At 35.7% G+C, this 13,317-nt stretch carries 10 protein-coding genes and 2 pseudogenes; 8 read left to right on the top strand and 4 right to left on the bottom strand.

Annotated features, from left to right (window positions below):
- Position 1: 1 nt before the first annotated feature.
- Positions 2–3,487, top strand: a complete 3,486-nt coding sequence (locus AC5LXV_RS11050) for an autotransporter outer membrane beta-barrel domain-containing protein (RefSeq protein WP_493466443.1) — start codon at positions 2–4, stop codon at positions 3,485–3,487.
- Between the two features lie 310 nt (positions 3,488–3,797).
- Entirely contained in the window at positions 3,798–5,381 is a 1,584-nt protein-coding gene (gene guaA / locus AC5LXV_RS11045) for a glutamine-hydrolyzing GMP synthase (RefSeq protein WP_493466442.1), read from the top strand.
- Between the two features lie 83 nt (positions 5,382–5,464).
- Here guaA and AC5LXV_RS11040 read toward each other — a convergent pair whose 3' ends face one another.
- From AC5LXV_RS11040 to AC5LXV_RS11025, 4 genes are all read right to left on the bottom strand, one after another.
- Complete coding sequence (locus AC5LXV_RS11040; RefSeq protein WP_493467996.1) at positions 5,465–6,409, bottom strand: IS3 family transposase; 945 nt, start codon at positions 6,407–6,409, stop codon at positions 5,465–5,467.
- Positions 6,307–6,813, bottom strand: coding sequence for a helix-turn-helix domain-containing protein (locus tag AC5LXV_RS11035; protein WP_493466441.1), 507 nt, complete (start codon positions 6,811–6,813; stop codon positions 6,307–6,309). Before AC5LXV_RS11035 ends, AC5LXV_RS11040 begins: the two co-directional genes overlap by 103 nt.
- A gap of 86 nt (positions 6,814–6,899) precedes the next feature.
- Positions 6,900–8,135, bottom strand: a complete 1,236-nt coding sequence (locus tag AC5LXV_RS11030; RefSeq protein ID WP_493466440.1) for a type II toxin-antitoxin system HipA family toxin — start codon at positions 8,133–8,135, stop codon at positions 6,900–6,902.
- Positions 8,136–8,158: 23 nt separating this feature from the next.
- On the bottom strand, positions 8,159–8,458 hold the full coding sequence (locus AC5LXV_RS11025) for a helix-turn-helix domain-containing protein (protein WP_493466439.1): 300 nt from the start codon (positions 8,456–8,458) through the stop codon (positions 8,159–8,161).
- 148 nt (positions 8,459–8,606) lie between these two features.
- On the opposite strand from AC5LXV_RS11025, the pseudogene AC5LXV_RS11020 reads away from it, so the two are divergent.
- From AC5LXV_RS11020 to kdgK, 6 genes and pseudogenes are all read left to right on the top strand, one after another.
- Positions 8,607–8,735, top strand: a pseudogene (locus tag AC5LXV_RS11020) (GMP synthase (glutamine-hydrolyzing)); the annotation flags it as partial.
- Positions 8,736–8,892: 157 nt separating this feature from the next.
- Positions 8,893–9,967, top strand: a pseudogene (locus AC5LXV_RS11015) (IS3 family transposase).
- A gap of 295 nt (positions 9,968–10,262) precedes the next feature.
- Complete coding sequence (locus AC5LXV_RS11010; RefSeq protein ID WP_303803345.1) at positions 10,263–10,559, top strand: transposase; 297 nt, start codon at positions 10,263–10,265, stop codon at positions 10,557–10,559.
- Positions 10,556–11,398, top strand: a complete 843-nt coding sequence (locus AC5LXV_RS11005; protein ID WP_493466438.1) for an IS3 family transposase — start codon at positions 10,556–10,558, stop codon at positions 11,396–11,398. Before AC5LXV_RS11010 ends, AC5LXV_RS11005 begins: the two co-directional genes overlap by 4 nt.
- A gap of 424 nt (positions 11,399–11,822) precedes the next feature.
- A complete protein-coding gene (locus AC5LXV_RS11000) occupies positions 11,823–12,293 on the top strand; it encodes a NanQ anomerase/TabA/YiaL family protein (protein ID WP_493466437.1) in 471 nt (156 codons plus the stop codon).
- Between the two features lie 27 nt (positions 12,294–12,320).
- Positions 12,321–13,259: a 2-dehydro-3-deoxygluconokinase gene (gene kdgK, locus AC5LXV_RS10995; RefSeq protein WP_493466436.1), complete on the top strand. Its 939-nt coding sequence runs from the start codon at positions 12,321–12,323 to the stop codon at positions 13,257–13,259.
- The last annotated feature ends 58 nt before the right edge of the window (positions 13,260–13,317 follow it).

The following is a 13,317-nucleotide window of genomic DNA, read 5'->3' as shown; positions in this document are numbered from 1 at the left end:
TATGAATCGAATATACCAAACTAAATATAATTTTATTACTGGTACTAGCATAGTTTGTTCTGAATTGACACGACGTGTTAGTAAAGTAATGATAACGGTTTCAATTTTGTCTGCCTCCGCCTCGTCTTTTGCGTTAGATTGTACACCGAGTGCTAATGGATCATATTTAGTCGGTCAAAATAACCCTAGTTGCAATAATATAAAGGAGGCAACTGTAACGCAAACCGGTAATGCAAGTTTTTATATTTTAACAAGGAGTAAATTACATGAACAACTTAATGTTGGTGATACAACCCTTACTGCAAATGTCAGAGGCGATTATACCGGTTTAGGTAACCAATATACTTATGGTGTTTACGGTAGTTCAATTAATGCTGGTAATTTAAATTTTACTATTAATAATAATGGTAATGTGTTGGGGTTGATCACCTACAACAACGTCGATATAACCGCTAAAGATGTTGCATTAAATATAAACGATAATTATACCCGTGGTCAAAACTCTAGTGGTGGGGTTGAAGCTTATGGAATATTAGCTGGCTCAGCCGTTAATTCAGCTGAAGGAAACACCTATAATGGTAAATATAGCACAATTACAGTCGATAAACTGACAATCAACCAAACAACATCAGGAGGTAAAACTTCACCGTTATTAAATAATGGTATTCGCGCTATTCAAGGTGCATATACTAATAGTGGTGATGGTTCAACCGGTCGAGTTATTGTTAATGATGATTTGGATATGACGTTGACAGGTAATCGTGCTGTAGGTATTTATGTATCTGGTAATGCAAGCAATTATAAGGGAGCCATCGAGACAGGTTCTAATGGTCAATTGACGCCAATAGTGATTTTAAAAGGTGCTAAGAATAGTATTGTGTTGAATAAAGGTAGTGATAGTTCATCAATAGATTGGGACAGTAGTGGCATAAAATTAGGTAAGACACGTAATATGGGGGAAGGCCCCGGTATTTTAGAATCTCATGGTGAACTCACCATTGATACGACTAATGCTTTAAATGGTTCTGGTATCAAAATGGTGCGAAATTCTTTATTAAAAGCTGATTATGATGCTAGTTCGACAATTATCAAGACCAATGGTTATGCACTTGAAATAGGTACCCATGATGATACTAATTCAAATGGCGAATTTGAACAAGCGGCCTCACATAATGTTAGTGCCAGCTTTAAAAATGCCATATTTACTACTAATGGTACCAGTGCTGATCCTGTTATTAGTGGTTCGGTAGGGCGTAAAGATTTAATATTTGTCGATCAAGGGCAAGTCAATACCGTTTTATCATTCAGTGGTGATAAAACAGATCTTACGGCAAATGATGCTGGTTATATTATCAATGTGAGTGGCAATTATACCGCTCCTGGATATCAATTCTTTTCTAACATTTATGATCAAACTGGTGATGAACAGAACCATGATGCCTATCAAGCGTCATCGGTTACCTTTAATGCTTCTGATAAAGGTAGTATGACTGGGCTAGTTTATAAAGGGTTAGTTAAAACTGAAGAGGGTGAAGTATTAGATACTGATAAAACGCCATCACTTAATTTAAACTTAAATAATGGTTTTACTTGGAATTTGAAAGCAAATGGCGCAAATAAAACCGCATTATTTGATAATTTGACCTTAGCCAATGGCGCAGTACTTAATGCGGCATTTGATAATGCCGGCGATAATGAATTTGTTTTACAAGGCAATGTAACCAATAATGGTGGCATTATCAACATGGATAACCGTTCACATGGAGAATATAATGATATTTTAACCATTCAAGGTAACTATTTTGCATCCAATAATGCGATAGTTAAGATGAATACATTATGGAATAATCCAAGTGATACTTATGCTAACAATTCGCAATCAGACTTACTGAAAATTATGGGTGAAGTTAAGGGTTTGACCAAAATCATACCTGTTGATACCAATGGCGATGAAAATGTTATTGATGGCAATATACATCAAGTTGCTACAGTATTGAATAGTATACCGATTATTAAAATAGAAAAATCAACCACCGTAAACAATTTTACTGGAGATGCTCAAACCAAAGGTGCGACTGAAATTCAATTAGCAAAACGCCAAACAGCTAATGGTGATGAATACTATTGGACGATGGAGGCTGCTAAGCCAGTAACTCCGCCATCGCCACCAGAACCGCCAACACCACCGGGACCGCCATCGCCACCAGAACCGCCAACACCACCGGGACCGCCGTCGCCGCCAGAACCGCCAACACCACCGGTACCACCGTCACCACCGGTACCACCGTCACCACCGGTACCGCCGTCACCACCAGAACCGCCAACACCACCGTCACCGCCGGAACCACCGTCACCACCGGTACCGCCGTCACCACCAGAACCGCCAACACCACCGTCACCGCCGGAACCACCGTCACCGCCGGAACCACCGTCACCACCAGAACCGCCATCACCACCAGTGCCTCCGGCGCCACCGAAAAAAGTGATTTATTCACATGCAGTGGCTGGATATGTTTCAATGCCGCGAGTAAACCAAGAGCAAGGTTTATTAAGTATTGGTACTTTGCATGAACGTAGAGGTAGCTATACCAATTTTAATTTAGCAAATTGTAGTACCTGTGATAACTATCTAAGTGAAACATGGGGAAGAATATTAGGAAAACATCTAAAATTAGATGGGAAAAAACGGCTGAATTTAGAAACTGATGTCTACGGATTACAACTTGGTCATGATCTAGTAAATAATTTATTTGCCGATGGTAGTCACAATTATATCGGTGCCTATTTTTCATATACCAAAGCCAATACTGATTTTTCCGATAAATATCGTGCTGTTAATGGTTTAATTGCTCATAACAAAAAAACAGGTAAAGGTACCTCGGAAGCATTTAGCCTTGGAATAACTAATACTTATTTTTCAGTTGATAATAGTTACATCGATTTAGTTGGCCAATTCTCGGCATTACGAAACAAATATGATGCGCATAAAAGCACTAGTTCAATTCACCAAAATGGCTTTGGTGTAGCGGTTTCCGCAGAAGCTGGATATGCCTTTAATTTTGGCCCAAATAATATTAAGCAAAGTGACTGGTCAATGGAACCACAAATGCAGCTTGTCTATCAATATATTGATTTGGATAACTTTAAGGATAAATATCGAAGTGTGGATCAAAATAACCAAAAACTACTTCGTGGTCGCATTGGTGTTCGATTGGCTTACAATGACCTGGCGCAATCACAACAAATCTCTTCTTTTTATACTATAGCCAATGTTTGGCACGATTTTATTAAACCAAGTAGTATTGAAGTGGGTAGAGACCGTTTAAGTGAAAAATATAACAGTAGTTGGGGGGAAATTGGTTTAGGCGCAAAAACACCAATAGTTAAAGATACCTATTTATATGGTGATGCGCGCTTCGAACATAATTTCAGTAGTGCTAAACATCAAGGTTATCGCGGTAATATTGGTGTTGAGCACAAATGGTAGTATCACAGGTAATTCATAAAGTTGCTTAGTTTTATCTATTTATATATACGTAGTAATTTGCTCCATAATTGCTACGTATATATATTTTTATTATTCATAAACTATCTTCTAAAATTTTCTATAACTCTTACTTCACATGTCTATAGAATTATCTCCTTTACGCAGTTCATTTCTCGAAGCAAGTTATCGATCTATTAATACATAGACACAATATACAAAAAAAATACTGCTACGCTATTTAAGCATAATGATTAGATGATACAATAGCCTCCAATTTTTGTATTAGCCCATATTTTAGGAATTAAAATTGATGAATAAAGACATCCACCAACAGCGTATATTGATTTTGGATTTTGGTTCACAAGTAACGCAATTAATTGCTCGACGAGTTCGCGAAATAGGTGTGTATTGTGAACTGTGGCCATGGGATGTTTCGGAAGAGAAAATTAAACAGTTTAATCCTAAAGGTATCATTTTATCGGGTGGTCCGGAAAGTACTACCGAGAAAAATAGCCCTAGAGCACCGCAATACGTGTTTAACGCAGGCGTGCCTGTGTTAGGTATCTGCTACGGTATGCAAACGATGGCGATCCAGTTAGGTAAGGGCGGGCAAGTTACAGCATCTGATCAACGCGAATTTGGTTATGCTAAAGTTGATATCGTTGCAACCTCTAAATTAACTGAAGGTATTTTAGATAGCACAAATGATGCTGGTGTTAATCAACTCGATGTTTGGATGAGTCATGGTGATAAAGTCACTGCTTTACCTGACACATTTACCGTAATCGGTCAAACAGAATCCTGTCCATTTGCCATTATGGCAAATGATGAAAAACAGTTTTATGGTGTGCAGTTCCATCCAGAGGTAACCCATACTGTTAAAGGATTTGAATTATTACAACGCTTTGTTATCGATATTTGTCATTGTGAAAAATTGTGGACACCTTCTTCAATTATTACTGATGCAGTGGCACGTATTAAAGAGAAAGTTGGCCAAGATAAAGTATTATTAGGTCTTTCTGGTGGCGTTGATTCATCTGTTACCGCACTTTTATTACATCAAGCCATCGGCGATCAACTAACTTGCGTTTTTGTGGATCAGGGTTTACTACGTTTAAATGAAGCACAGCAAGTAATGGAGATGTTTGGTGATAAATTTGGTTTAAATATTATTGCTGTTAATGCTGAAGATCGCTTTATGGCCGCACTAAAAGGTGAAGCCGATCCAGAAGCTAAACGTAAAATCATTGGTCGTGAATTTGTCGCAGTTTTCGATGAAGAAGCAGCAAAACTTAAAGATGTAAAATGGCTTGCTCAAGGGACTATTTATCCTGATGTTATTGAATCTGCGGCGGCTAACACCGGTAAAGCCCATGTCATCAAATCTCACCACAATGTCGGTGGATTACCTGAAGATATGAAATTGGGCTTAGTTGAACCGTTACGTGAATTATTCAAAGACGAAGTACGTAAAGTCGGTCTGGAACTTGGTTTACCATACGATATGCTATATCGTCATCCATTCCCTGGACCGGGTTTAGGCGTACGCGTATTAGGTGAAGTGAAAAAAGAGTATTGTGATTTATTAAGGCAAGCTGATGCGATTTTCATCGAAGAACTCTATAAAGCTGATTTATATCACAAAGTTAGCCAAGCATTTACCGTATTTCTACCGGTACGCTCGGTTGGCGTTATGGGCGATGGCCGTCGCTATGATTGGGTTGTCTCACTGCGTGCGGTTGAAACCATCGACTTCATGACCGCCCATTGGGCGCATCTTCCTTACGACTTTTTAGGAAGAGTATCAAACCGTATCATCAACGAAGTTAATGGCATATCACGAGTGGTTTATGATATCAGCGGCAAACCGCCTGCAACTATTGAGTGGGAGTAATGTTCTCTTTTTGTTATTAATATAAATCAATATTTAAAAAGCCAGTGATATATGAAGTGACCCCATAAAGTTGGACACTTTGATTAAGCGGCTTGTAAGGCCTGATTTCGAAATTCAACCGGAGTCAGGCCTTTTAATTTGGCTTTAATCCGTTTGGTGTTGTAGTATTCTATATATTCTTCTATTTTTTCAATCAATTCATCTGCATCTTTAAAGCATTGTCCATGGTACATTTCTGATTTTAATAGACCAAAAAAGTTTTCAGCTACCGCATTATCTAAACAATTTCCCTTTCTGGACATACTTTGTTTGATGCCATTATTAGCCAGTAGCTTCTGATAATGGCGATTTCTATATTGCCAGCCTTGGTCACTATGTAGTAACGGTTTTTCACACTGTTTTAATCGTGATATCCCTTTTTTAAGCATATCTGTCACCAAGGTCAAACGTGCATTTTTAGCCACTTTATAAGCGATTACTTCTTGATTATATAAATCGATAATGGGCGATAGGTAAATTTTCTGTTCATTTACCTTAAATTCTGTGACATCCGTTACCCATTTTTCATTCGGTCTCGATGATTCAAAATCTCTTTTAAGATAATTAGCGGCTGTTTTACCAGTCTCTCCACGATAAGAACGATATTTTTTAGGTCTTACTGTCGATTTGAGATTAAGCTGAACCATTAATCGTTGTACTGTTTTATGATTGAGCTTAATTCCTTCATTTATCAACGCTAAATGAATTCGCCGATATCCATAACGCCCTTTATGTTCATGGTAAATCGATTCTATACGTTTTAACTCATTTTCATAAGCAGACGGCATTTTCAACCTATTAACATGATAATAAAAAACACTTTTTGCCAGTTTTGTTGCTGATAGCAAATGTTTTAAGGAATACTGATATTTAAGAGCTAAAACAACTAACGTTTTTTCTTTGTTTGTTGACGTTTTGCTTGCTTCAGCTCTTCGAACTTTTTTAGAACAGCATTTTCTGCTCGTAGATAAGCAATTTCCTCTTTTAATTCTTCAATTGTTTTTTCGTCATCACTGTGAGTTGGTTCAATACGGGTTCGCTTCATACAGGGTCTTCCTCTGGAACGATATTCAAGCCCTCGGAAACCTTTTTTATGATATCTATCAAGCCAAACAAATAGAAGACCGGGGGAACTTAAATTAAGCATAGCACTAGTGTGCCCGAGAGACCAATTATTTGTCCACATTAATTTTAATGCTTGTAATCTTGCTTCGGCATGACGTAAATGAGGTGTTGGTTGAAAGGCGTTATCACCATGAATCGCAACCACTTGGGACCAATATCGAATCTGACGAGAAGATATCGCATATTTTTTTGAAAGAATTTTCGATGATTCTCCTGATAAGAATTCATTAGCTATGATAATTTTTAAATCTCGACTATATTTTGACATAAAAAGACCCTCAGTAATTGGTTGTCCAACTATTGGGGGTCACTTCATATAATTTCTGGCTTTTTAATAATACTAAAAAAATCTATTTATTTTAAATTGTTAACATTCTCTTTTATTTTTTTATCTATCTGATTAATAGTTTGTTTTCGAATATCACCATGACATAAAGCATGCTGCTTAAAAGTCAAAGCTTTAGAAATAACAATATCAATAAGATGATTACATTTGTTAATGTCTAATGCAGAATCTTTTATTAGCTTTATCACATCTTGTTTGGTTGGACACTTTGCCTCGCCCATTACCGCCATTTGATGGTAACCGTTAGGACCTTCGTTAAAGGTTAGGTCATAAGCAGGCGAAATATGCCATTGTTGATTTTTATCCATCATAAATGAAAAATTTTTAGTATGATCATCGCGATTATTAAAAATGATATTAAAAAGGATACGTAATAACATGGCATACACTTCTTGTTTATTTTGCGTAATTGCACGAGTAAGTCTTAATAAATCCCTATAATCAAAATTAGCTATACGAAAATTTAAGTCAAGTGCTCCAGCAACTGTCAATAAAGGTATTCTCAACCCTTCGTTAGTTCGATCAAAACGCTTAATTGCAAATGCTGAATATTTCTTATCAAGATTAAAGTATTGTGTGGATGGAACAGTAATTCCAATATCCCGAGCTAAATTTGAATAGATATTTTCTATGGCACATACTTCTAAATGATCTTGTTTCGCAGGAAATTTAACTAACCAATCTTCACCGGTTGCAGTTGCTTCAGTACTTATATGCTTTGTTTCGGTGTTATAACGAACCATTGATTTAGGTCTAGCTCCTTGAGGCGAACCTCCTACCAAAACAAGCTGTAGTAATGCATCAGTATCTTTATCATTTACCACCTGCTGTATATGATTTGATAATTGTGCTAAACCCAGTAAATGATCATGATCGTTTGCTATTAACTCTGCCGGAACAAAAGAGAGTGCGCCTATCGCACGATCGCCAACCAATGCTAAACGTTGTAAAGGTGTTATTTGGTGGGCAGGGATGTTATGTACTTTCAACAAAAATCTATCAACTAACAATTTTCCCCATCCATCTGGTAGACAATCGGCAATAAAACCGGGTAAATTATCTTGATGTTTTGGAAAATCACTGAATAAACCTAGTGATAATGGTGTTTGTATTGGAGATAATTGAATATCGGATTCTAAAGCCTTTGTAGTAAACTCAAAATAGATCTTTTGATCCTTTTCGACTAACGTACCATAGTGTATGGATTTGCCCCAACCATTATAAAAAACATTTAATTTTTTCATAAAATCTCTTTAATTGCGATTCGTTACTTTCTTACACGTTGGCGTTGTTTTAATTGATAATCTTGCTCTAAATCAGCAATACTCGACATTTTTTTGAAAAAAAGCGGTGATAATTCTTGTACAGCACCTAACGCCATGACAATTTTGACAAAAGAATCTAAAGAGACACTTTGACCGTTTTCTAATCGTTGTATTGTCGAAAATCCAACATCAGCAGCAAAAGCTAACTCTTTTTGCGTCATATTCTTTGTTAAGCGATATTTTCTTAATCGAGTTGAAAGGATTTGAATGATTTCTATCTCAGTTGCTAAATTAAAATTCATTTGATTTACTATTAATTATTTATTTTTGAGTAATTATATCATAAAAACATTAATAAATATTCATTTTTGAATTATTAAAATATGGGATTGAACAATAGTAAAGTAATATAACTACGATCTGTTACTTACATAGTTAAAATATTTAAACCACCGAGTTCACCTTCCTTACAACTTTTTAGGAAGAGTATCAAACCGAATTATCAATGAAGTAAATGGCATATCACGAGTTTTATACGACATCAGCGGCAAACCGCCTTGGACTATAGAGTGGGAGTAAAGATTTTTTTAGTTGTTAATTATAATAAGTGTATGTAAAAGCCAGTGATATTAATTGTATTACTGGTTTTTTGCTTCTTTCAATTGTAACTATCCCCTAAAATAGTACAGCAAAAAAGTAGAAAATTCTCTATGATAAAAGTAAAGGGGATTTAATTATGAAAAAAATGACTGAACATCAAATAGTAGCTATTTTAAAAGAAGCTGAAGCGGGTATTCCTGTCAAAGAGCTCTGTCGTAAATATGGCATGGGTAATTCAACTTTCTATAAATGGCGGGAAAAATATGGCGGAATGGAAACTTCGGATATCAAACGCTTAAAGGAGCTTGAGGCTGAAAACGGTAAGCTTAAGCAGATGTTTGCCGAACTGAGCTTAAAATCCCAGCTTCAGGAAGAAATTATAAAAAAGCTTTAGTGCCCACAAAAGCATGTAAAACGTGGGCACAGCAACTACAACAAAATCATTCTATTACTATCGCTATGAGTTGTGCCATTGTTGGCTTAAGCCGTTGTGCTTACTATTATCAACCTAAGTTACTGGATGATTCGGTGATTGTTTCGGTGTTGAATGCTATCACAGACCGGCATTTACGCTGGGGCTTTCCTAAATGCTTTAATCGTATCAGAAAGCTCGGCTATAAATGGAATCATAAACGAGTATATCGGGTGTATTGTGAATTAAAGCTTAATCTCAGGGTAAAGCGTAAAAAACGCATTCCTCCACGAACTCCAGAAAGGCTATCAGCAGCCAATAAACAAGGTGAATGTTGGTCAATGGATTTTATGAGTGACAGTAGTTGTAATCAACGTCACTTTAGGACATTCAATGTCATCGATGACTTTAATCGTGAGGCGCTAGGCATTGATATAGCTGTAAGCTTACCAGCAGGGAGAGTTACTTAGATAAATTGGCTGAATATCATGGGTATCCATTAAAAATACGAGTCGATAATGGGCCAGAATTTACAGGAAAAACCTTTATAAACTGGGCTAAATCCCATGATATAGCCATTGATTATATCCAGCCCGGTAGTCCTTATCAAAATGGCTATATTGAACGATTTAATCGTACCTATCGTACTGAAGTACTCGATTTATATCTTTTTAACAACTTAGCACAAGCAAGGAGAATAACCGAAGAATGGTTAACGATTTATAATACCGAAAGACCGCATGAGGCATTAAATAACATGACACCGATTGAGTATAAAACACTAAAACAAGCAGCATGATTTTCTACTTGAATCTTGTACTAGGTTTGGGGTATTTACAAAACAGTTTCAAATCGCCAATCTTGACTTTTTATTCATCAAATAATGAAAATCCGCAGTAAGTAGATAAATTCTGTGTTTAAAAATTTCTGTTCAAAACTTTTCAAAAATTTGGGTACTTTTTGTTTTCAAAACAGAATCATCTTCAAGAATTAAGGTATATGGAAGGTTATTATCGATAATTTTGGATAGGCTACACTAATTCGTACAACTTTTTTAAGGGATAAGATAAACTATTCTAAAAAAGGAAAATACCATGAAAATAAAACGACGAGAAAGACGAACCTATACAGATGATTTTAAACAGCAGATGGTAACGCTCTATCAACAAGGTAAAACCCGCAGTGAATTAGTTTTACAGTATGAGTTAACGCCATCAGCATTAGATAGATGGATAACACAATACTCCACAACAGGTTCATTCAAAACTAAAGATAATCGAAGTACTGAAGATAATGAGTTACTCGCCCTGCGCAAGGAGAATAAACGATTATTGATGGAAAACGATATCCTAAAGCAAGCCGCACTGATAATGGCACGAAAATCGCAGTGATACAATCAAATCGACATCGCCATTCATTGAGTTGGTTGTGTCGATGTTTAGGTGTATCAAGGCATTACTTTTATTATCAGTGCAAAACACGCCTTGAAAAAAAAGTTTTAAAGTATGCACAAGAGATTCAATCTATTTTTAATCGTAGTTATCAATCTTATGGTACGCGAAGGATACGAAAAGCGTTGTCAAATCAAGGTATAATCGTATCGCGTCGTTATGTGGCTAAAGTCATGAAAGCATTATCATTGAAATCAAAATATACCGTAAAACGGTATAAAAACCGTTCTAAAGAAGTTAATTCCGTTGCGATTGCCAACGTATTACAGCGAAATTTTACTGTAGGTGTAAAAGCAAATGTTATAGTCGCTGATTTGACTTATATAAAAGTGGGGCAAAAATGGAATTATCTGTGTGTATTACTCGAACTCTCAGCACGAAAGATAACCGGATTCAGTGTTGGACAACACAAAACAGCCGAGCTTGTTATGCAAGCACTAAGCCAAATTAAAGCACCATTATCCTCAATCGCACTATTTCATTCAGACCGAGGAAAAGAGTTTGATAATCAATTACTCGATAGTTGTTTTGAGGTATTTGGTATCACTCGCTCATTGAGCCATAAAGGATGTCCTTACGATAATGCCGTTGCTGAAGCGACATTTAAGACAATTAAAACGGAATTTGTCAAAAATGAGATATTCACCAATACCAATGAACTACGACAACGTTTTTCTGCTTATGCATATTGGTACAACAACAATCGGCTGCATTCATCATTAGGTTATTTGACGCCGATGGCATTTAATAAACAGTCACCCCTTAATTTTGTTGTATGAAAAAGGGTAGACATTCCATTTTTTTATAAACACTTATATGACTTAGTCACAGTCAATTTCACCGTTAGTTAGATAATCGTTAGAAATACGTCGAATGTAATCATCAGATAATTGATAACCATCAATAGTTTTAATAGATTGATAATCTTGTTCTAAACTTTAACATTTTTTTCAATACAGGATTTTTTAATGATTAAATTGCTAAATTTATAATAAATGTTTTTATTTGTTGTTTTTATTATCATGATAAATTTTAACATCTCATAAAAATTATAAAATGTCGTTATACTTATTAATAAATGATCTACAAAAAAACATCGCTTGAGTATATACTCTTGCCTAAAGATTTTATGCTTCCAAAGTTATATGTAGAAGCGTATAAAAATAGTTATTGCATCAATTTATCTGTTAAGGACCGTTAAGTATGATTTTAGGTAATATTAATCATTTGGATTTAATTCCTTATTTGCCTACCAAGATTAAACAATCAATTGAATATGTAAAAGACAATGTTAATAACAATACACCAGCTGGTCGTTATGATATTGATGGTGATAATATGTTCTTTGTTGTGTCTGATAATTCATTAAGATATATTCATGAAGCCAATCCTGAGTATCATAAGAAGTATATCGATGTGCAGATTGTTTTAGATGGTCAAGAAGGGATGGCTGTTTCTACTCTACCTCCGCATACGCAAGTATTAGATGATAAAATAACTGAGAATGATATTGCTTTCATCAAAACACCTGACGAAGAAACTATGTTAGTATTACAGCAAGACGATTTTATTGTATTTTTACCGAATGAAGTACACAAACCGCTTTGTGCAGTCGACAATAAGATTGCAAATGTTCGGAAAGTTGTGGTAAAAATCGCATTAGATTATTTATAAGTAGAAGTAAGGATTTTAGGTAGCACTATGACAACAAAAATCGCTGTTATTGGCGAATGTATGATTGAACTTTCAATAAAACAAGATTCAACAACCCGTAGCTTTGGCGGAGATACTCTTAATACGTCAGTTTATTTATCTCGTTTATTAAAAAATAAAGATTTTTCTATTCACTATGTGACAGGTTTAGGAACCGATCCTTTTAGTCAAGAGATGCTTGATAGCTGGCAAAAAGAGCATGTTTCAACTGATTTAGTACAAAGAATGTCGGATAAAATGCCGGGACTTTATTCGATTGTGACTGATGATCAAGGTGAGCGCTCTTTTTATTATTGGCGTAATGATGCAGCGGCTAAATTTTGGTTAAAAACAGCTGAAACAGCCCAAGTTGCTGAACAAATCGCTAAATGTGATTATGTCTATTTAAGTGGTATTAGTATCGCGATTTTAGATGCAGAAAGTATTATTAAATTATTAGATCTATTAAAACAAGTTAAAGCCAATGGCGGTAAAGTGATTTTTGATAATAACTTCCGTCCTCGTTTATGGAGTAGCTTAGATTTAGCGCGTAGCGTTTATTCTGATATTTTATCTTTTACTGATATTGCGTTTTTAACTCTCGATGATGAAGACTTATTATGGGGTAAATTACCTTATGAACAAGTTATTGAGCGCACCAAGAAATTTGGTGTTAGCGAAGTTGTGATTAAACGTGGTAGCGATAGTTGTATTATTGACTCTTTGGAAGGACGTTTTGAGGTACCTGCTAACAAAATCGCCAAAGAAGATGTTATAGATACAACTGCGGCGGGAGATTCATTTAGTGCTGGTTATTTAGCGGCGCGTTTAAGTGGTCAGAATCCTTCACAATCAGCAAGCCAAGGTCACTTAGTTGCTGGTACTGTGATTCAATATCGTGGCGCTATTATTCCGTTAGATGCTACACCAAAATTAATTGAAGGTTAATAAAATAACGGTCATTATTGACCGTTTTTTATTTCAAATTAACGAAAATATAATCTTG

The sequence above is a fragment of the Gilliamella sp. LMG 34359 genome, assembly GCF_984569085.1.
Note: the sequence above shows the minus strand (reverse complement) of the source record. Positions and strands in the feature narration are given on the sequence as shown.